The organism is Raoultibacter massiliensis (assembly GCF_900199545.1).
Lineage (GTDB): Bacteria > Actinomycetota > Coriobacteriia > Coriobacteriales > Eggerthellaceae > Raoultibacter > Raoultibacter massiliensis.
Genome location: NZ_LT962671.1, coordinates 1,605,142 through 1,625,613, shown reverse-complemented (window position 1 = coordinate 1,625,613; position 20,472 = coordinate 1,605,142). Strand labels below are relative to the sequence as shown.

Sequence of the window (20,472 nt, the reverse complement as noted above, 5' to 3'; positions counted from 1 at the left end):
CCATGGCATTTGACACCGATCCGAACAATCAGAGCGATCAGCCCATCGGTCGCCATGCTGCGGGCAACCATGCCCGCCAGCAACCCCAATCGACGCAGAGCATGCCGTCCCAGTCGGCACCTCCTCGCCGCCCGCAGCAGACCGGGGCGTTCTCGCCTGTGGTGAGCCCGGCCGAAGTCGGCCGTTCGCGCAGGGGCAAAGGGGGAGGGCAGGGCCCCTACATGAACCTCGGACCCAGGAAACGCTCGGGCGCCAAGGTCGCCGTGATCGCCGTGCTCGTCATCGTCGTGTTCATCGGCGCTCTCGTCGGCCTCGAATTCGGCCTTAACGATGGCAAGGTCCACCATGGCATCAAGGTGCAGGGTGTCGAAATCGGCGGCATGGACAAGGCCGAGGCAACGCAGACGCTCCAGACCGCCCTCGATTCGAAGCTCGCCGGCGCAACCGTGCGCGTCACCCCGAGCGCCGATGTGGTTAAGCGCCTCGAAGAGAGCACCGTCGACGATGCGAGCGGCGAGGTTCCCGCCGGGGAAGAGGGCGCCGAAGAGGGTTCCGTCGACGGCGAGGCATCGGGCGGCGGATCTTCGTCAGGCGGCGAATCGCTCGCGTGGTCTTTCTCGGCTGCCGACCTCGGCGCGAGCGTGGATGCCTCCGCGCTTGTCGATGAGGCCATGGAGGTCGGCCGCATAACCGGGTTCGACGATTTTGCGAGCGGTGCGGGCGCGCGTCTGAGCAGCTGGCTTGGGCAGGTTGACCTTTCCGCTACGGTCAACTACGACGAAGCGGCTCTCGAGACGGCGCTGCAGACCATAGACGACGCCATTGGCGTTTCCATGGTGAACTGCGGCATCGCCATCAACGCCGACGGCGTTGCGCAGGTGACCGCCGGACGTGTGGGCGAGAAGGTGGACGCAGAGGCATTCGCGCCCAAGGCGACCGCCATGCTGCTCGGTGCGACCACGACGTCGTTCGACGTTCCGATGACCGAGATTCCGCTCGACATCGATAGCGATGAGGCGCAGGCCGTTGCCGATTCGATTACGGCCGCCATAGCCGATCCCGTGACGTTCACCTACGGGGACGACTCGTGGCAGATCTGGGCTCCCATGCTCGGCGAGTGGACGAAGATCGAGACCGAGGGCGAAGGCGACAACGCGAAGCTCGTCGCTTCCATCGATGCGGCCAAAGCTTACGACGGCCTGCAGGGCCAGATGGGCTCGGTTGGCTACGGCACGGCGGGCAATGCGACGTTCGACGTGTCGAGCGGCGTTCCCGTTATCACGGGCGGCACCATGGGCATCGGCCCCGATATCAAGACGGGCGTCCACACGCTCGGGGATATGCTCTACGGAACCGCCGAGGCGGGCGATCGAACCATCGTGCTCGAAGAGGCCGAGGTCGAACCCGAGATCACGGCCGAGGATGCCGAGAGCATGGGCGTCGTGGAGCTGATCACCTCCTACAAACTCGGCTACGGATCGAACGGGGGCACGAATCGCGAGTACAACATCGAGCTGTGCCTCGATACGCTCAACGGGTCGCTTATCGCTCCTGGTCAGAATTGGAATTGGAACGATATCGTCGGCAACTGCGACGAGGCCGCTGGCTACAAGGAAGCCAACGTCATCGTGAACAACAAGTACGAGAAGTCGTCGGGAGGCGGCATCTGCAATGTCGCTACGGGCGTGTTCAACGCGGCGTACGAGGCGGGCCTTCCCATCGTCGAACGCACGAACCACAGCCTGTACCAGCCGAACTATCCGCTCGGTCGCGACGCTGCCGTGTCGTGGGAGTATCCGACGCTCATCTTCACGAACGACACCGATCACTACATTCTCGTCACCGCCGACTACGATGGCGTCGATATGACGATCAGCATCTGGGGCACGAGCCCGCACCGTACGGTGGAGAGCACGAACAGCGATTGGTCGGGCACCGATAAAGACGGCAAGTCGATCACGAACTACCGCACGGTGAAGGATGCCGACGGCAACGTGATCTCGGAGGATACGTTCCCCTCGTACTTCCCGCCCGTTCCGGAAGACGACGATTAGGCTGAAAGCTCGTTCGAGCGGTTTCGGTTTGGCAGCAGGTCTGTGAAGACCTGCGGATTTTATCGTGCCAAAGCAGCTGTTCGGGTACAATCGTGCAGTTATGATCGAATTGCTCAACACAATAGACAGTTTCGTATGGGGTCCGGCCATGATCGCGCTTCTGCTGGGCAGCCATCTGTTCCTCACGTTCAAGACGGGGTTCATCCAGCGCAAGCTTCCGAAGGCGATCAGGCTCTCGTTTAGCTCCGATGCGAATGCCGAGGGCGACATCTCCCATTTCGGAGCGCTCGCGACTGCGCTTGCCGCCACTATCGGCACCGGTTCGATCGTCGGCGTGGCGACGGCTATCCTTGCAGGCGGACCGGGCGCCGTGTTCTGGATGTGGCTCACCGGCGTGTTCGGCATTGCAACCAAATACTCCGAGGTGTTTGCGGCAATCAAATACCGTGTGAAAGATCACAAAGGCGAGATGCTCGGCGGCGCGATGTACATCTGGGAGCGCGCGTTTTCCAAAAAGGAAGGGANAACACCAAGGGCGAAAGGCGGGGCGGCGAGATGTACACCGGGGAGCGCGATTTTTCAAAAAGGGAGGGGAGGGCCCCCGGGGGGGCCCGCCTCGGCGCGATCGCCTTCGCGGCTTTCGCGTCCATCGCGGCCATCGGCACGGGTTCGGCGGTGCAGGCATCGGCCATGACCGGCATCATCGCGTCGAACGCGCCGTGGATTCCCGCCTGGGCGATCGGCATCGCGATCGTCGTGCTGGTTTCGGTGGTCATCTTCGGGGGAGTGGAGTCCATCTCCAAGGTATGCGAGAAGCTCGTCCCGTTCATGGCCGTCGCCTACGCGCTCGGGTGCATCGTGATCCTGGCGCTCAACGCGCCGTTTCTCGGCGCGGCGCTCGGACTCATCTTCGAATGCGCGTTCACTTCGAAGGCGGCGTTCGGCGGAGCGGTCGGGTCGGGCCTCATGATGGCTTTGCAGTTCGGCTGCGCCCGCGGCCTGTTCTCCAACGAATCGGGTCTGGGCTCGGCTCCCATCGTGGCTTCCGCCGCTGCGACGCGCAATCCTGCGCAGCAGGCTCTCGTCGCCATGACCGGCACCTTCTGGTCCACGGTCGTCATCTGCGCGCTCACGGGCGTCGTGCTCGTATCGACGCTCGTGGCGCATCCCGACATCCAAGGCGAGATTCTGGCGAATCCCACGCTGTTCACCGGTGCTCAGCTTGCAAGCACGGCGTTTGCGAAGATACCCTTTGTGGGCACGCCGATCCTCGTGTTCGGCATGGTTGCGTTCTCCTACACCACGATCCTCGGCTGGTCCTACTACGGCAACCGCTGCATCACCTACCTGTTCGGAATGAAGGCGATCCGGCCCTATCAGGTGCTCTACGTGGCCGTTGCGTTCCTCGGGGCCATCGGTGTGGGCGATGTGGTGTGGACTATCTCGGATATCGGAAACGCCCTCATGGCCATTCCCAACATCATCGTCGTGCTTCTGCTTTCGGGCCTTGTGGCCCGCGAGACGCGCCACTACGTTTACGAGGGGCATCTCGACGAGNAAGACAGCGCCCCTACTTTTCCGGGGGGCATCCGGCCGGGGCCGACAAACCCCCCACCCCCTGCGTGGCGGGAAAATACCCCGGCGAACGCGGGTTTGCCGCCGCCCGCCCCCGTGCCGCCCGCCTCGCCCTCGTCGTCCGCACACGTGCGGCCCGCCTCGCCTCCGTTGCCCGCATGCGCGCAGTCCGCCTTGCTTTCGCCGCCCGTATGACGCCGTTCCCCCCGTACTTAGGTGCGAATTTCCCTGTTGTTAACAAACCACCGTAGGGCGACTGGCTATAATGTGCGTCATTACTTTAGCGCGGAAAAGTGCTTATACCGAAACGGCATTCCCGGCTTCGCCCTGCTGCGGGCGGCAATCGGTTTCGGCGTCGGCTCTCTTCTCGTTTCTGTGGGGAAAACGCAATCGGAGAGAAAGGGGTCTGCATGGACATCGTTCAGCTTATCAACGATATCGACGCAGCGGTATGGGGTCCTCCCATGATCATCCTGCTTCTGGGATCGCACTTGTTCCTGACGATCAGGACCGGGTTCATCCAGCGAAAGATTCCGAAGGCCATCAAGCTTTCGGTTACGAAGGATCCCGATGCAGAGGGGGATATCAGCCAGTTCGGCGCTTTGACCACGGCGCTTTCGGCTACGATCGGAACCGGCAACATCGTCGGCGTTGCAACGGCCATCCTCGCAGGTGGCCCAGGAGCGGTGCTTTGGATGTGGCTCACCGGCGTATTCGGCATCGCGACCAAGTATTCTGAAACCTACGCTGCGGTGAAATACCGCGTGAAGGACCATAACGGCAACATGCTCGGCGGTGCGATGTACGCGTGGCGCCGCGCATTCGAGAAGAACGGAAAAACCCCGTGGTGGGCGCTGTTGGGTGCAGGCGCATTCGCGCTGTTCGCATCCATCGCATCGTTCGGCATCGGCTCGGCTGTGCAGTCGAGCGCCATGACGGGCATCATCACCTCCAACATGCCTGGGATCCCGACCTGGGGAATCGGCCTTGCCATCGTCATTATGGTGTCCATCGTCATCTTCGGCGGCATCAAGGTCATCTCGAAGGTATGCGAGAAGCTCGTGCCGTTCATGGCGATCGCCTACGCGTGGGGTTGCATCGTCATCATCGGGATGAACTGGGAGTACGTTTGGCCGGCCATCTGCCTGATCTGCGAATGCGCCTTCACGCCCAAAGCTGCGTTCGGCGGAGCGGTCGGGTCGGGCCTCATGATGGCGTTGCAGTTCGGCTGCGCCCGCGGCCTGTTCTCCAACGAGTCGGGCATGGGCTCGGCACCCATCGTTGCCTCTGCGGCCACCACCCGCAACCCCGCCCGGCAGGCGCTCGTTTCCATGACCGGCACCTTCTGGGATACGGTCGTCATCTGCGCGCTCACGGGCATCGTGCTCGTATCGACCGTGATCGCCCACCCCGACATCATGGCGGGTGGCCAGATTACCGCGGGCGCCGATTTGACGAGTGCCGCGTTTGCGAGGATTCCCTACATCGGCACGCCGATCCTCATCTTCGGCATGATCCTGTTCGCCTATTCCACGATCCTCGGATGGTCCTACTACGGTAACCGTTGCGTCACCTATCTGTTCGGCAAGCGTGCCATCCGCCCGTACCAGGTGCTCTATGTGGCCGTTGCGTTCCTCGGCGCCATCGGCATCGGCGATTTGGTGTGGACCATTTCCGATATCACCAATGCGCTCATGGCCGTGCCCAACATCATCGTGGTGCTGGCTCTTTCTGGTCTTATCGCGCGCGAAACAAAGCATTACGTTTGGGATAAGAACCTCGACGAGAAGGATGAAACCCCCATTCCGGTTCTCGAGAACAAATAGCTTGCGCGCAAGCGCTTCGACGGAAAACGGCTGCAGGAGAGAAATCCTGCAGCCGTTTTTTTCATAGCGGTTCCCGATTTCTCGAAACCTGGCACAAAATTGGACCTGTGGCAAAGTGTAATAGAATACCGTGTGGGAAAACCGCATCGGTGATTTTTACCATCAGGCATTATGCAAACATTTCAGGGGAATTTATTAATGTAATATATTTCTAAATTGCCACAGGTCCAATTTTGTGCCAGAATTCCAGGTTTTGGGGCATGGCGGGGTTCTGCTGCGCAAGCGCTCCCGCACGAGGGGCCCTTGCGGTCGATTCCCGTCGCATGAGGGCGCCGCGGTACGTTGCGGGCATTCGAGGTTTCGAATGCATCGGGAGGGCGGGCGACTACCTTATTTCCCGAATGTTGCTGGCGTTTTTCCTGTTCAACGCCTCTCTACCCAAGGCAGTATGAGTATCCTCACGCAAATATAAATAGTGGTATTACCCTGTCTCGTATGAGCCCGTTTCCAAAAGTTCATAGCGGGCATGGTAAGGCCGTCTTTCCGACGATCGTATGCTCCGGCTGTCCATGAAACGTGGACGCACGGTTCGAGTTGCATGGGCTTATCCATGCGCAAGAGGCGAGAGGAGCATTATGTCGATGAAAAAGGAATGGAAACGCGAACAGGCAGATGGCACCACCATCTTCAGGACCTGCGCCTGGTCTCCTCCGGGCGAGCATCCGGTCGGATGGGGCATGGAGCTGACTGTTGACGCGGAGGGGAACCTCATCAAGGTCGAGGGGGACAAAGAGCATCCGATCTACCAGGGGCGCCTGAACGCTACAGGTCTCGATCTGGTCGAATACGTCAACCATCCCGATCGCATCATCTATCCCATGAAGCGCGCCCGCGAAGACCGCGGCAAGGACAAGTGGGAGCGCATCACATGGGAAGAGGCTTACGACATCATCGAGGAGCAGGTTAAGGATATCAAGGAAAAGTACGGCGCGCGCTCCATCATGGTTCACGGGGGGACGGGCCGCGAAGCGGTCATGTACAGCTACCCCCTCGCGTTTTCCGTGCTGCAAACTCCGAATTACTGCTATTCGCAATCGGGTTGGTCGTGCTACGGGCCCCGTACGACGGTGTCCGACTTCATTTTGGGTGCAGGCTATCCCGAGATCGACTACGCGGGCTTCTTCGAGCAGCGCTACGACGATCCGAACTACGTCGTGCCCGACTACATCGTATGCTGGGGCAAGGCTCCGCTCGCATCGAATCCCGACGGTCTGCACGGCCATGCGCTCATCGACCTCATGAAGCGCGGAACCAGGATCATCTGCATCGATCCGCGCGTTACGTGGCTCGGATGCCGCGAAGGCAACTGGACGATTCAGATCAAGCCCCAAACCGACACGTGCCTGGCGCTGGGGCTCATCAACATCATCGTCAAAGAAGACCTCTACGATCACGACTTCGTTGAAAACTGGTGCTATGGCTTCGAAGAGCTCGCGGAGCGCGCTGCGGAGTTCCCGGTTGACTACGTGTCCGAAGTGACGTGGATTCCCGAGGATCAGATCATCGCCTTGGCGCGCTATCTCGGCACGCATCATCCGGGTGCCATGGCATGGGGCCTCGCCATCGACCAGCAGTCCAACGGCATCCAAGCGGGGCACGCCATCCTCGCGCTTGCGGCCATCACGGGCAACCTCGACGTTCCCGGCGGTCTGACGGTCGGCGCACCCAACAGCTTCATGGGCAAGTGGCGCATGGACAGCAGGCAATTCGTCGCGGAAGAGGATTGGGCGCAGCGCATCGGGGCCGAAGAATATCCGGCGCTCGCGTACACCCATGCAACCACCCATCCCGATGTCACGCTCGACGTGCTCGAGACGGGCGATCCCTACGAGATCCATATGAGCTGGTTCAATTCGACGAATCTGATCGCTCCCACCAATTCCGCCCAGCCGCATCGCTGGTACGAAGCCCTCAAAAAGGTCGACTTCGCCGTATGCACCGACTTGTTCATGACCCCCACCGCCATGGCGTTTGCGGATATATTCCTGCCGCTTTCGGCCTTCCCCGAGCATGACGGCATCGTGCTTCCGCACTACGGGCGCAACTCGGTGTTCCTGGGTTGCATGAACAAGGCTTCAAGGCGCGGTGAATGCAAATCCGACCTCGAGATCGATCTCGAGCTGGGCAAGCGATTGAATCCGGCCGGCTGGCCCTACGATTCGGTCGAGGATTTCTTCGATTCGCTGCTCGTTCCCGAATACGGTTTCACGTTCGACGATCTGCGCCAGATCGGTTGCTATCAGCCGAGCTATACGTACAGGAAGTACGAGAAGGGCATGCTGCGTCCCGACGGCGAACCCGGATTCAACACCGTGACCGGCAAGGTCGAGCTGTATTCCATCGTGTACGAGGCGTGGGGCGAGGATCCGCTGCCGTACTTCGAGAAGCCCCGCTGGGACGAGACGAGCCATCCGGAGCTTGCCGAGGAATACCCGCTTATCATGACCACCGGCGCCCGCGATTACGCCTCGTTCCATTCCGAGCACCGCCAATTGGCCCAGATGCGCGAGATCACGCCGTGGCCCGTCGTTGAAATCCATCCGGAAACCGCTGCAAGCTACGGTATCGAAGAGGGCGATTGGGTTGAGATCGCAAGCCCGTTCGGCAAAGCGCGCGAAAAGGCGCACATCACCGCCATCATCGATCCGCGCGTCGTGCACACCCGCCATGGCTGGTGGTATCCCGAGCAGGACGGCGAGGAGCCAAACCTGTTCGGAGTTTGGAAATCGAACATCAACGAGTTGCTCCCGCATAAGGAGATCGGCAAGCTTGGCTTCGGGGCTCCCTACAAAGGCGTGATGTGCGAGATCAGAAAAGTAGACGGACTGAGCGATTAGACGGAAGGAGAAGCAGATGAGCAAGGATTTTGCACTGCTTGTGGACTATAAGTACTGCTCCGGCTGCCATAGCTGCGAGGTCGCATGCAAAAACGAACACGGCTTCGAGATCGGCGCGTACGGCATAAAACTTCTCGAGACCGAACCGATGAAGATAGGCGAGGGCGCAGTCGATGCTTGGGATTGGATATACCTTCCCGCCCCGACGGCTCTGTGCGATCACTGCGCCGCGCGTCTGGAGAAAGGCGAGGAGCCGACGTGCGTGAAGCATTGCCAGTCGTTCTGCCTCGAGTACGGCAGTTTGGAAGACATGCAGAAGCGGGCGGCCGAGCTTGATCGCAAGGTTGCCGTTTACCTGCCTTAACCGAGAACGGAGGAACATCATGACGATTGATGAGTTGCTCGAGCTCGATGACGACGCGCAAATCGAGTATCTGAACGGCCAGCTGGACGACGGCAAGTCGGTCGACGAGATATGCGCCGACCTTTCGACGACCCGCATGGACATGGCTCGCGTTGGATTCTTCGTGGTGAAGAACCGCTTCATGCTGAAGCCGACCCGCGGGTATGCGCGTACGAAGCCAACCAAGCTGGGCTGATCGGCTGGCGCTTCGCCGTAAGCGCTGCGCCGCTTCGAACGGAGGCGGCGCAGCGCACCACCGAACCCCGAGAGAAAGGTATATACTTACCATGTGTTTTAGACCTGCTGACGCATCCGCTACGGGGCCTTCTGCGTGTCCCAGTTGCGGTAAGACCATCCAGAGCATGGGTGGCATCGCTTTGAAGAAATGTCCGTTTTGCGGAGTTGAGCTCGCATCCGCGCCCGAATCGCAGAAACCCGCTGCTTCAGCTCCATCCGCTCCAAAAGCACCCGGTGCTCCCGCCGCTCCGTCGGCTCCGAAGCCGCCCCAGTAGGCGCGGGCAGCACGGCGTTCGAGTAAGGGGAAACCATGTGCGGTTATTCGTGTACCGGTTGCGGCGAGTGCAAGGGGGCCGGAAAGCGCAAGAGAATCGTTCCGAGGGGATTGTGCCGGCACTGCGGTACGCTGAACGGACCGCGCGCCCTTACGTGCTCCGCATGCGGAAAAGAGCTTTCCGCAGCGCAAGGACGCATGGAAGAGGTGCTCCGTCCGAAATCGCGTTGAGTTTCCACGCTCAATAACCACCTGTTTCATTTGACTGGAAGGGGATTTGTATGGAAATGACTACAGGCACGGCATCGAAGCCTGCCAAAGAAGCCGTTCCGAAAGGCGCATGGGCTATTCTCATCGCCGTCTGGATCGTTGCGATTGCGGCACCTTTGAACATGTTCAAGCCCGCAACGATATCGGTCGAAATCATCCAGGCGCTCAACATCGCAGGGTCTTCTTATGGCTGGATCATGTCCGTGTTCTCCATCATGGGTTTGATTTTGGCTTTTCCGGCAACGGGGCTCGTGTATCGCTTCGGATTGAAGAAATCTTTGGCGGTCTCGGTGATCTCGCTGTTCGTGGGATCGCTGATCGGCGCGTTGTCGACAAGCTTCGAAATGCTGCTCGTCTCCCGCGTTATCGAGGGTTGCGGCATGGGCTTCATCGGCGTGGCGGGCCCGACGGCCATCAGTCTGTGGTTTCCGAAGAGCCGACAGGGCTTTGCGGTGGCCGTGTTCCAGACCTGGATGCCGCTTGGCACGCTCATCACCATGAACATAGCCCCCGTGATGGCCGCTTCGATGGGATGGAAGTCGATCTGGTGGCTCGCATGCGCGTACTGCGTGGTCGCCTTCATCGTGCTCATGGTGCTGTTCAAAGAACCGTCGAAAGAGGTCATGGCTGCGGCGGCCGGCAAACGCGTCGAGGATGTTGCCGCCGACAACAAGTTCGCCGCCTTCAAGAATCCGTCGCTGTGGATTCTCTGCATCATGTTTCTGGTGTTCGCCCTCACGACAACGGGCACCACGAGTTCGTACTGGTCGCTGTACCTGCGCGAGGCGGCGGGCATCGACGCTTCCGTTGCGGCGTTCGCGGTCAGTCTCTGCACGGTGCTCGGCGCGATCGGCATACCGTTCGGCGGATGGCTGTCAGACAAGCTCGGCACGCGTAAGTGGATGATCATCGCGGCGTGGGTGGTTGTGCTCGTGTTCCTCTGGTTCGCGTTCTCTACGACCGATCTGACGCTCATCTACGTGATCGCGATCGTAAACGGGTTCTGCCAGGGATGGATTCCCGCGATGGTGCAGACATCCATTCCCGAGATTCTCAAAGACCCTTCCCAGAATGCCATGGGCATGGGTCTCATGAACGTGTTCCGCAACGGCGGCAACATTTTAGGCGGCATGGCGCTCGGCTACTTCGTCGGTCCGTTCGGCTGGTCGCTCGGCTCGCATATCCTGTGCCTGCCCCCGATCATCATCGTCGTCGCGCTCATGCTCATCATCACGCGCAAAACCCTTCGGTAAGGCAATTCGGCGCGGCTTCCGCAGAGATATGCGGAAGCCGCGTGCATGGCTGACAACTAGTGTGGGGGTGAATTGACCATGTTGAAAGACAAGTCAGTAGCTGCACGGATTGCATGCATTCTCATCGCGCTCGGCATCGTCGTCGTTGCTTTGGCGCTGCCGTTGCCCGAGGGGCTTTCGTTTCCGGGGAAGATGAGCCTTGCCCTGCTCGTCGCGGGCATCATCCTATGGGTGGCCGAGCCCGTTCCCTTCGCCATAACCGGTATCGCCATCATGATATCGCTGCCGGTATTCGGCATTCTTCCGTTTTCGGCAAGCGAGGGGACGACGGTATGGCTCGCTTGGGTGAGCAGCGTCATCTTCTTCGTGCTCGCTTCGTTCGGGCTCTCGGCTGCTCTGCTCAAAACCAAGATACCGATGCGCATCGTGTCGTTTCTGCTCAAGTTCGCAAAGGGCAACGAGAAGCGCGTCATCTTCTCGTTCATGGCGGCGACGTTCGTCTGCTCGATGTTCATCTCCGATCTGCCTTGCAGCGCGCTGTTCGCGGGCATCGCGGTGAGCAGCGTCTTGCAGATCGAGGGTGCCGAGCCGGGAAAATCCCGCTTTGGGCGCGCGCTCATGATCTCCATTCCGTACGCCGCCTGCATCGGCGGGCAGGCATTGCCGTCGGGCAGCTCCATGAACATCATGGCCATGGGCATGCTCGAGGCGAGCACGGGCATCCAGATATCGTTTCTCGATTGGTCCGTCATCTGCACGCCCATCGCCATCGTGCTGCTGTTCGTGGCGTACTTCTCGGTCGTGCTGGTGCACAAGCCCGATCCTCTGTCTGCGAAAACGCTCGAGCGCATCGCCGAATTCTCGGCAAACAAGGAGAAATTCGAAGCGCTCGATTGGAAGGTGCTCGCCATTTTCGTGCTGACGTTCGGGCTGTGGCTCGCCAGCAACTGGACGGGGTGGGATCTGACCGGCATCGCGCTGCTGGCGCTCGTTTTATGTTTCGTGCCCGGCATCGAGGTGCTTTCGTGGGACGAGTTCGTCGAGAGCGTTTCGTGGAACGTGATCCTGCTCATCGGATCAGTGCAGGCGCTTGCCGGCGGCATCCGCCAGCAGGGTTCTGCGAGTTGGTTTCTGCAGGCGTCGATCGGCAAGCTTGCGGTGGGAGCGGGGCTGCTCGTGGTGGCAACGGCGGTCGTGGTTCCCCTTATCCGCCTGTTCATACCGGTGGGCCCGGCGCTTATCGGAACGACGCTTCTGCCCTTGTGCATGATCGGCGAGACGTTCGGCATCAGCCCGGTGTTCTTCACGATCGTGGTTGCCATCAGCGCATCGACCTCGTTTGCAAACGGTTTGGAAAGCGCGAGCATGGTGGTGCACAAGTACAACTACTGGACGCTCGTGGATTACTTCAAGTCGGGCGTCATCCCGACGATCGCCCTCATGATCCTGCATGCAACGGTGTTGCTGCCACTGGTTACGATGATGGGCTACTGACGAAAGCCGCACTGCCGTTTGCGGCTGCGATACGCAGGCGTTTTGGGTTGTGCGCAAGGGCCTTCGCAATGAGCGCTAGGCGATGCGCTCTGGGACCCTGCCGACATCGGCGTCGGCAGGGTCCTTCCGTTTCGGTCGGGCTCGCACTTGTCGCGCCTATCGGCTGAAACGGGATTTTGCTCGCCGCCCAGGTCATGCGGCTTGTCTAGTGGTGCTCTATCGTATCGACGAGATCCATGAGCTCCTGCTGGCTGTGCACGTCGAGTTTCCGATAGATGTTACGCATATGGGTTCTTACGGTTCCCTCGGATATGACGAGTTCCTTTTGCACGTGGGCGGCGTTGCGCCCCTTGGCCAGAAGGCAGAGTATCTCAAGTTCGCGCTGCGAGAGGAGAAACGTGTCCGCTACCAGATGGCAGCGTTCGCTGAACGGTGCCCGCCGCCTCTGCGGCCAGTCCGAAGAGGCGCGTTCCTCCGTCTGGGAATTGGCGAGCGTTGCGATTTCGCGCATCTGCTCGTTGGTGACAAGCGAAAGGAAGCCGAGCGTGACCAACGCGAGGCGGACGAGGGTGATCAGGTAGTAAGGGATCGAATCGAGAGGCATGAGGCTGTTCGCGACGAACACTGCGAGCAGGCCCAAGACGAGAAAGCCGTTGAAGAACCCGAACGTGATCATGGACGAGATGCGGTATTTCATCGTGAGCTCTGCCGGGTACAGCCAGAACACGACGCTTGCCAGAGCGAGCAGGGCTATGCAGGTGTAGTTCGGATTCCCTGCGTCGAGCAGGCCCTGCGAGCAGGAGAACAGGAGGAAGACAAGCAGGAAGGGAACGAGCCGATGGGAGGCGTACGAGCCGTCCTCGTTTCTGTACGGCCAGAAAAAGAGTCCTGTGAACAGCAGTATCGCAAGCAGGGGGCACAGCGTCTCAACGGGAAAATCTTGCGTGAGGGGCGCTTTCCACAGAAGCGAGCGATAGCCTTCGAGCAGCAGCGACCCGTAAACGATGCCGAAGGGAACGGCGCTTTTCCCCAGCCGCAAGGCGAACGCCCGCTTGCTGATGCGCAGATTGTGAAACGTTTCGACCCAGGCTTTGCCCTCTTTCGCCCGCGTGGTGCCGTCGGGCAGGGTTACGAACTCTTGCGGTTTGAAGTAGCTCTCGTTGTCGTGCTGCGCCTTGTAGACGAAAACGACCGAGAAGAGGGGTCCGAGGCATGCGATAACCACGGCTCCGAAAGGGCTCGTTTCGACGAAATAGGCCAAGGCGAGTATGAGTGCGAACGCCAAAAGCAGCGAAAGGATGGTTGCGAGTGCAAGCTTGCTCTGGTCCCGGCGGCGGGCGGCCTCGCCCCAGAGAAGCGTCGCGGGCGCGCACGCGAAGCTTGCCAGCACGGTTCCCGCCAGGGCGAGCGCGAACGGTGCTTGGCCATCCGACAGCATGACGCTGCCCGCGCACAGCATCCCGATCGCCCCGCACAATCCCATGAGGAAATGCACCGATTTTTTGCGCAGATATCGAGTGACCCTATCGCGGTAGTAGCCGATGGCGAAGCAGGTCGCGGGAAACACGATCAGGAAGGAGAGGCCGAGTGAAACGAACTGCAACTCGTTGATTGCGCGTGCGTTGTCGTGGAGGAAGAACGCTTGGAAAAACAGGATGAACAGCCAGAAAAGCTGGACGGCGAAGCCGATGACCAGTGGGCTTTCTATGTACACCGCGTTGCTGAGGGCAGTGGTTTTATTCCGAAATGCCCCCGCGTTTGTATTGAGCATGGCGCCCCCTGATGCGCATGTCGAATGAATCTGCTGCACTCTACCCGAGCAGGACTTGCTTCCACTGCTTGCATTATAGGGCATTTGGGAGCGCGGTGCCCTGGCGCGGCGCGCTCGCCTCGGTTTGGGCGCGGGCCGCGCGCATTCGCGGGAGTTTGCGCTATTATGAATTCATGAAAACGTTAGCGATCATAGGCGGCGGCGCTGCGGGCCTTGCGGCAGCCGTCGAAGCGGCGCGCGAATCCCGTCGGCGCTCCGCAAGGATGGAGATAACCGTATACGAGGCGTCGGATCGCGTCGGCAAGAGCATTCTTGCGACGGGGAACGGCCGCTGCAACCTGTCGAATTCGGCGATCGATGCCGCCGTATACCGAAATGCGGAGTTTGTCCGCGAAGCGTATCGGGCATTGCCGCCCGAGAAGGTTCGATCCTCTTTCGCGGATCTGGGCCTGGTCATGCGTGAGGAGGCCGAAGGCCGCATCTATCCGCTGACGAACAAGGCGACTTCGGTGCTCGATGTGCTGCGCTTCGCCATCCGCGAAAGCGGCGTGCGCGAATCGTGCGGCACCGAGGTCGTTGCCGTCACGCCCGTCGAAGAAAGATTCCTCGTTTGCTTTGCCGACGGGGGCACGGTTTTCGCCGACGCCGTCATCCTCGCGTGCGGGGGAGGACCCGCGCAATCGCTTCTGCCTCCCGCATACCCCTATGCGGGCGTTCTGCCCGTGCTCGGTCCGCTCAAAACAGATGTCGCGCCCATCAAGGGCCTCAACAACATACGCGTGCGCTGCGAGGTTTCGCTGTACGGCCGCCCGTGCGAATCGGGCGATAAGGCGGCTGGGAGGCGAAAGGCTTTGCCGTCGCCTTCGCTCAAGGCATGCGAGGCGGGCGAGGTCCTGTTCCGCGATTACGGCGTTTCGGGCATCGCGATCTTCGATCTTTCGCGTTTTGCAGAAGCAGGCGACGTCCTTTCTCTGGATCTGGTTCCCGAAACGAGCGAGGATGCCCTTGCGGCCGATCTCTCGCTGCGCGTCGAGCGGTTCGGCTCACGGGGCGCCGTAGAGCTTCTTTCGGGCATGCTGCTGGCTCCGGTCGCCCGAGCCGTGTGCGCGTCGATCGGCATGCGTGCGGACGACCCCGTTGCCCGCGGCCGGACAGCGGATCTCGCCTGCGCCGTCAAATCGTTCAGGCTCGAAGTTCGGGGTGCCGGGGATGTGCGGCAATGCCAGGTGAGCCGCGGTGGCTTCGAGGTTGCGCCTTTTTCGCCCGATACGATGGAATCGCGGCTCCACGCGGGTCTGTACGTTGTCGGCGAAGCGCTTGACATCGATGCTCCCTGCGGGGGGTACAACCTCCATTGGGCCTGGACAAGCGGCGCTCTTGCGGGACGGGCCGCCGCGGGGCGGTGCGCGCCATGATCGAGGTATCGAATCTGCGAGTCGAGCTCGACGACTTCGCTGCGGGTGCCGATGTCGATTCGGCGCTGCGTGCGGCGGCGTCGCGTGCGCTGCGGATTTCATTGGACGATGTGGCCGAAGCGAGGCTTGCGAAGAGAAGCGTCGATGCCCGAAGGAAGAGCGACGTTCATTTCGTCTGCACGGTTGCGGTTTCGCTCGCTGACGAAGCGCTCGAAGACCGTCTTGTTGCAAAAGGCGCGAAGCGCCATGCTCCCTACGAGCCGCTTGCCATCCCCGACCTTTCCCAGCGGGCTTTCGTTCGGCTTTGGAGCGCGCAGGGCTTTTCGGTGCAAACGTGCGGAGCAAGGCCGCTTGTCGTGGGTGCGGGTCCGGCGGGGCTTTTCGCGGCGCTGTACCTTGCGCGGGCGGGGCTGCGCCCGCTGCTGATCGATCGGGGCCCCGCCGTCGAGGACCGCGTTTCGGCCGTCGCCGAGTTCGAACGCACGGGCGTGCTCGACGAGGAGGCGAACATCCAGTTCGGGGAAGGCGGAGCGGGAACGTTTTCGGATGGCAAGCTGACGACGAACACCAAGAACCCCTACACCAAGCATGTGCTGCGCTGGTTTGTCGAAGCGGGAGCTCCCGAGGAGATTCTCTGGCAGGCGAAACCGCACATGGGAACCGATAGGCTCGTTAGCGTGGTGCGCTCGATGCGCGAAGCCATCGTAGAGGCGGGCGGAAGCGTCAGGTTCAAAACCCGCCTTGAGAGACTCGTGTTTTCCGACGGTGCTCTTTCTCGTGCCGATCTGATCGATGGGGAAACAGGCGAAACCGAAGCTGTGAATGTGGATCGGGTCGTTCTCGCATGTGGGCATTCCGCTCGCGACACGTTTTCGATGCTGCGCGATGCGGGCGTAGCCATGGAGCGAAAGCCCTTTTCGGTCGGCGTGCGCATCGAGCATGCGCAGAAGGCGATCGACCGGTCTCAGTACGGGGCCTTCGCATCGCATCCCGCCCTCGGCGCCGCCGAATACAAGCTGGCGGTGCACCTGCCGAGCGGGCGCGGCGTGTACACGTTCTGCATGTGTCCGGGCGGCGAAGTCGTCTGCGCGGCGAGCGAGCGCGACGGCGTGGTCGTCAACGGCATGAGCCGATATGCGCGCGATGGCGCAAACGCCAACAGCGCACTGCTCGTGGGTGTGGATCCGTCTGATTTTCCCGGCGACGATGTGCTTGCCGGCGTTGAATTCCAGCAGCGCATCGAGCGTGCGGCGTATCGGTGCGCCATCGAAGCGGGGGGCTCTCCTTATGCGGCGCCTGCTTCGACGGTTGGGGATTTCCTCGCGGGGGGCCGCACGGCTTTCGCACCATCCGTTTCGCCCACCTGCGCGCGCGGCGTTGCCTGGTGCAACCTTCGGGAGTGCCTTCCGGGCTTCGTGGCGGATGCGATTGCCGAGGCGCTGCCGTTGCTTGACAGAAAGCTGCATGGCTTCGCCGATCCGCAAGCGGTTCTGACAGGCGTCGAGACGCGCAGCTCGTCGCCGGTGCGCATCGTTCGAGACAGCGGATTCCAGGCGTCGCTGGCGGGTTCGGCCGCACCGGCTGCATCCGCCGTGTCGACTGCGCCGCCCGCATCTGCGACGGGCTTGTATCCTTGTGGGGAAGGTGCGGGGTACGCGGGCGGCATCATGAGCGCCGCCGTCGACGGTCTTCGCGTGGCCGAGGCGCTGGCGGCCGAGGCGATGCTCTAGCCGAATGGCCAGCGCACATGCGGCCAACCATGCGTGCAAACCCTCGATGTTTCATCTTTTCCCGACGTTTTGCTCCGGCTTGCCCGCTCGTTTGGCGTCGGCGTGCCCGCTAACTTGTTCGTTGGCTTGCCCGCCGGTTCCTATAGGCCCATCTCTTTTTTCCAGTCGATATCGGACGGCGGGACAAGGCGGTCGGCTTCTGGCGCCCAGAGGCAGGATTCCATGTCGACGTGCATATCGTCGACAAACGCCACTCCCTCGTCTTCGAGGAGCTTGCGCTGCACGTCCGGGCCGCCGAACGCGTATCCTTCGCAAATCCTGCCGTCCTTGAAGATGACGCGATGGCAGGGCGTGGGCACGGGTTCTTTGTTGCCGCGCAGCGCCCAGCCCACGTAGCGGGCCGAGCGAGGGGAGCCCATCATGCGGGCGATCTGTCCGTAGGTGGACACTTTTCCTTCGGGAATCTGCTTTACGATATCGAACACGCGCTCCGAAAACGTCGGCATGGGTTCTCCTTCGTGTAATGCTTTGCGGCTTATCTTTGGCAAAACCGTAGGATAACACAGGCGGTAGTCGCGTTTTCATGAAGGACAAGCGCGTTTTGCAGTGTATAATCTCCCGAACAAAAGAAGACGTCTCAGGCGAGGAAAGCCGGGTGCGAATCCCGCACGGTACCGCCACTGTGATTTGGGCGCCAGCCCATTCAGCCAGAACACTTGCCGAGAAGCGTGTCTGCGTGAGCAGCGAGCTACTGCAATCGCAAACCCGGGTGCTGCCTACGGGCTGCCTCGGCTTATTTTCGAGAGCCGAAACGGGCCACGACGCAATGGTCGCGGTATCGATGCTGTCTTCTTTTTCGATGGGGTACACGACGAAAGGAGCAGGACAGTGATTCGATCAAACGACCGCGCCGCGCTCGGCGCGCAGGCGGGCCGCACAATCCATGCGAAGATCGGGGCGGTGCTTCTGGCGCTCGCGCTGTGTTTGAGCTTGGCGCCTCGGACGGCATTCGCCGAAAACAGCGCCTCGGGCGATGCGCAGGCGGCGCCGATGGCTTCATCCGAGCAGACGGCCGGCACCGCCACGTTGACGATCGTCTACGGCCTCGATTTCGACGGCAGCCCGAATGTCGTGGTGAATACGAAGTACCGGTTTTCCGAAGGTGCAACGGTGGAGGGCTTGTTTGCCGCAGCGAAAGCCGCGGGGGAGATCAAGGACTACGTCTTCGTCGACGAGGGCTACGGATCCTACATTCGGTCGGTTACGCTGAAAACCGGAGCAGTCGTGGAGAACGCGCCTGACGGGTCTCTGTATTGGGGAAGCTACAAAAACGGAGCGTATGCGGTCGATGCGGAAGCCCAGGGCACCGAAGCGCTTGTCGACGGCGCATCGTACCAGTTCGCATGGTCGAGCTATCCGACGGCAGCCGCTCCTTCCGATTGGACTCCGATCGTTGATGCAGCGGATGCGAGCACGCAGATTGCGGGAGGCGATGCGAAGAAGGGCGTCGCAACGCTTTCCGTTGTGGCGGGCCTTGATCTTTCCGGCGAACCGATCATTGCGGTGAACAAGCAGTATCCGTTTGCGGAGGATGCCACGGTGGAGGATCTGTTTGCCGCAGCGAAAGCTGCAGGCGACATACAGGATTACTCGTTCAAGGATATGAGCTACGGCCCCTATCTTTTCTCCGTTACCCCCAACAAGGGAGCAACGCTTGCAAATGCGGCTGGATCGCCTCTATCCTGGTCAACTTACAAAAACAAGCAGTATGCGAGCGGTACCGAAGGACAAAGCGGGGACGCGCTCGTCGATGGAGTAACCTACCAGTTTGCCTGGTCGAGCTTCCCCACCGCGCAGGCGCCCGCCGACTGGGCCGCCCTCATCGCTTCGGCGACCGATGGCTCCGAGGTGGCGGTTCCCCCGATCAAGCCTCCGACAACCGACGAAACCTATGATCCGGTTGCTCTTGACAGCGAGGCTTACGCGCAGCTTTTCTCGTCGATTGCCAGCTCGTTTTCGGCGACGTCCGAACCATGGGAGGCGCTTGATCTCGCCGCCATCGGCCAGTCCTCGGCCGTCGACAAGGATGCGCTTGTCGATTCGGTACGCGAATCGATCGGCGTTGCCAATCCGACGGCTCTGCAGAAGAACATTCTCGCCCTCACGGCCATCGGCGTCGATGCCGATGGCATCGCAAACCAGGATGGAACGAGTTTGATCGACTCGCTGGGTTCGACCGCGATAGCGACCAACGGGATCAACGGGCGAGCGTTTGCCCTGCTCGCATACAAGAGCGGACCCTATGCCGTTCCTGCTGGCGCTTCGTCTGAGCAGCAGCTCATCGACGACGTGCTTGCAAGCCAGCTTCCCGATGGCGGGTTCGCGCTCGACGGCACCTCTGCGGCGGATCCCGACGTAACGGCCATGGTGATTGCGGCTCTTGCCCCGTACCGCAGCGATGCGCGCGTTGAGGCGGCGTTGCAGGATGCCCTTTCCGCGCTCAAGAGCCTGCAGCTTGCCGACGGAGGTTTTCCCTCGCTGGGCAATGGCGGCCTTGCGACTCAGTCGAATGTGAACTCGACGGCAGTTGCGGTGATCGCCCTTGCCGCCGTTGGAATCGATCCAGCCACGTCATGGGCCGTCGAGAGCGGCGAGACGCCCCTGTCTGCGCTGCTGTCGTTCGCAAACGAGTCCCGAACCGGATTCGTTTTCGGGGCGAGCGAAAACGAGATGGCCACCGAGCAGGGATTCCGTGCGATGGTCGCCTATCAGGGATTCAAGAACACCGGTGCCGCCTACAACGTGTATCTGCAGGCCGCGGATGGCGTTGCGGGGTTGCCCGGTGCGGCGGAAGCGCCTGCGGCCAATGACGATAGACTGGCGAAAACCGGCGACGCGACTCCCGTGGCGAGTGTGGCGGGGATCGCGCTGTGCGCGCTCGTCGGCCTCGCGGCTGCGGTTCGCCGACGCGGCGTTTGCAGCCAGCGGGCAAGCATGAGGTAGGAGACCTTCGTGGACGATATTCCAAAGCGAACCGTCGGCCCCGATGCCGAATCCGGCGATGATCCGTTGAAGACCGAGCGGATCGCATCCGTCGCAATTCCCCATGGTGAAAAGCCGGGCGAGTTGGATCCGACGGGTGCCGAGGCGATCGAGCCGGCCGTCGAGAAGGGCGGGGATGCTGCCGATGCGCAGGTCGATCCTGTCGGACTCGATTTGGATGCGGCGGGAGTCGAACCCGCAGAATCGCGTGCCGAAGACGATGAAGCCGCC

Annotated in this window: 13 protein-coding genes, 1 pseudogene and 1 riboswitch; of the genes and pseudogenes, 12 read left to right on the top strand and 2 right to left on the bottom strand. The window is 61.3% G+C overall.

Annotated features, from left to right (window positions below; genetic code table 11):
• Positions 1 to 2 precede the first annotated feature (2 nt).
• The 8 genes and pseudogenes from C1719_RS11220 to C1719_RS11180 all read left to right on the top strand — a co-directional run bounded on the left by C1719_RS11220 (position 3) and on the right by C1719_RS11180 (position 12,283).
• Positions 3 to 2,054, top strand: a complete 2,052-nt coding sequence (locus tag C1719_RS11220) for a VanW family protein (protein WP_102375186.1) — start codon at positions 3 to 5, stop codon at positions 2,052 to 2,054.
• A gap of 100 nt (positions 2,055 to 2,154) precedes the next feature.
• A pseudogene (locus C1719_RS11215) lies at positions 2,155 to 3,626 on the top strand (alanine/glycine:cation symporter family protein); the annotation flags it as partial.
• A gap of 413 nt (positions 3,627 to 4,039) precedes the next feature.
• Positions 4,040 to 5,455: an alanine/glycine:cation symporter family protein gene (locus C1719_RS11210; RefSeq protein WP_102375185.1), complete on the top strand. Its 1,416-nt coding sequence runs from the start codon at positions 4,040 to 4,042 to the stop codon at positions 5,453 to 5,455.
• A gap of 635 nt (positions 5,456 to 6,090) precedes the next feature.
• Complete coding sequence (locus C1719_RS11205) at positions 6,091 to 8,352, top strand: molybdopterin-dependent oxidoreductase (protein WP_245874502.1); 2,262 nt, start codon at positions 6,091 to 6,093, stop codon at positions 8,350 to 8,352.
• A gap of 16 nt (positions 8,353 to 8,368) precedes the next feature.
• Positions 8,369 to 8,716, top strand: a complete 348-nt coding sequence (locus tag C1719_RS11200; protein ID WP_102375184.1) for a 4Fe-4S dicluster domain-containing protein — start codon at positions 8,369 to 8,371, stop codon at positions 8,714 to 8,716.
• Positions 8,717 to 8,735: 19 nt separating this feature from the next.
• Entirely contained in the window at positions 8,736 to 8,951 is a 216-nt protein-coding gene (locus tag C1719_RS11195) for a hypothetical protein (protein ID WP_102375183.1), read from the top strand.
• Between the two features lie 596 nt (positions 8,952 to 9,547).
• Positions 9,548 to 10,789: an MFS transporter gene (locus C1719_RS11185; protein WP_102375181.1), complete on the top strand. Its 1,242-nt coding sequence runs from the start codon at positions 9,548 to 9,550 to the stop codon at positions 10,787 to 10,789.
• A 78-nt stretch (positions 10,790 to 10,867) separates the two neighbouring features.
• Positions 10,868 to 12,283, top strand: coding sequence for an SLC13 family permease (locus C1719_RS11180; protein WP_146007889.1), 1,416 nt, complete (start codon positions 10,868 to 10,870; stop codon positions 12,281 to 12,283).
• A 205-nt stretch (positions 12,284 to 12,488) separates the two neighbouring features.
• On the opposite strand, the gene C1719_RS11175 is transcribed toward C1719_RS11180, so the two are convergent.
• Positions 12,489 to 14,054 carry a response regulator transcription factor gene (locus C1719_RS11175; RefSeq protein WP_180963571.1) on the bottom strand — a complete coding sequence of 522 codons (1,566 nt, stop codon included), beginning with the start codon at positions 14,052 to 14,054 and terminating at the stop codon, positions 12,489 to 12,491.
• Between the two features lie 173 nt (positions 14,055 to 14,227).
• On the opposite strand from C1719_RS11175, the gene C1719_RS11170 reads away from it, so the two are divergent.
• Both C1719_RS11170 and C1719_RS11165 read left to right on the top strand, forming a co-directional pair.
• Positions 14,228 to 15,469, top strand: a complete 1,242-nt coding sequence (locus tag C1719_RS11170; RefSeq protein ID WP_102376043.1) for an aminoacetone oxidase family FAD-binding enzyme — start codon at positions 14,228 to 14,230, stop codon at positions 15,467 to 15,469.
• On the top strand, positions 15,466 to 17,199 hold the full coding sequence (locus tag C1719_RS11165; RefSeq protein ID WP_102375178.1) for an NAD(P)/FAD-dependent oxidoreductase: 1,734 nt from the start codon (positions 15,466 to 15,468) through the stop codon (positions 17,197 to 17,199). Before C1719_RS11170 ends, C1719_RS11165 begins: the two co-directional genes overlap by 4 nt.
• Positions 17,200 to 17,339: 140 nt before the next feature.
• On the opposite strand, the gene C1719_RS11160 is transcribed toward C1719_RS11165, so the two are convergent.
• A complete protein-coding gene (locus C1719_RS11160) occupies positions 17,340 to 17,705 on the bottom strand; it encodes an MGMT family protein (RefSeq protein WP_102375177.1) in 366 nt (121 codons plus the stop codon).
• 114 nt (positions 17,706 to 17,819) lie between these two features.
• Positions 17,820 to 17,965: riboswitch (adenosylcobalamin (AdoCbl) riboswitch) on the top strand.
• Between the two features lie 122 nt (positions 17,966 to 18,087).
• Here C1719_RS11160 and C1719_RS11150 point away from each other — a divergent pair.
• Together C1719_RS11150 and C1719_RS15755 are read left to right on the top strand one after the other, a co-directional pair.
• Positions 18,088 to 20,202 (top strand): prenyltransferase/squalene oxidase repeat-containing protein, encoded by a 2,115-nt coding sequence (locus C1719_RS11150; protein WP_102375175.1) that lies wholly within the window; start codon positions 18,088 to 18,090, stop codon positions 20,200 to 20,202.
• Positions 20,203 to 20,211: 9 nt separating this feature from the next.
• A partial coding sequence (locus tag C1719_RS15755) for a hypothetical protein (protein ID WP_219717858.1) occupies positions 20,212 to 20,472 on the top strand: 261 nt, incomplete at its 3' end.

What these genes read in the sequence shown, in the direction of transcription:
- C1719_RS11175 (WP_180963571.1), bottom strand. Translation starts at nt 14,054, where the DNA reads ATGCTCAATACAAACGCGGGGGCATTTCGGAATAAAACCACTGCCCTC.
- C1719_RS11170 (WP_102376043.1), top strand. Translation starts at nt 14,228, where the DNA reads ATGAAAACGTTAGCGATCATAGGCGGCGGCGCTGCGGGCCTTGCGGCA.
- C1719_RS11180 (WP_146007889.1), top strand. Translation starts at nt 10,868, where the DNA reads ATGTTGAAAGACAAGTCAGTAGCTGCACGGATTGCATGCATTCTCATC.
- C1719_RS11160 (WP_102375177.1), bottom strand. Translation starts at nt 17,705, where the DNA reads ATGCCGACGTTTTCGGAGCGCGTGTTCGATATCGTAAAGCAGATTCCC.
- C1719_RS11165 (WP_102375178.1), top strand. Translation starts at nt 15,466, where the DNA reads ATGATCGAGGTATCGAATCTGCGAGTCGAGCTCGACGACTTCGCTGCG.
- C1719_RS11210 (WP_102375185.1), top strand. Translation starts at nt 4,040, where the DNA reads ATGGACATCGTTCAGCTTATCAACGATATCGACGCAGCGGTATGGGGT.
- C1719_RS11220 (WP_102375186.1), top strand. Translation starts at nt 3, where the DNA reads ATGGCATTTGACACCGATCCGAACAATCAGAGCGATCAGCCCATCGGT.
- C1719_RS11195 (WP_102375183.1), top strand. Translation starts at nt 8,736, where the DNA reads ATGACGATTGATGAGTTGCTCGAGCTCGATGACGACGCGCAAATCGAG.
- C1719_RS11185 (WP_102375181.1), top strand. Translation starts at nt 9,548, where the DNA reads ATGGAAATGACTACAGGCACGGCATCGAAGCCTGCCAAAGAAGCCGTT.
- C1719_RS11200 (WP_102375184.1), top strand. Translation starts at nt 8,369, where the DNA reads ATGAGCAAGGATTTTGCACTGCTTGTGGACTATAAGTACTGCTCCGGC.
- C1719_RS11205 (WP_245874502.1), top strand. Translation starts at nt 6,091, where the DNA reads ATGTCGATGAAAAAGGAATGGAAACGCGAACAGGCAGATGGCACCACC.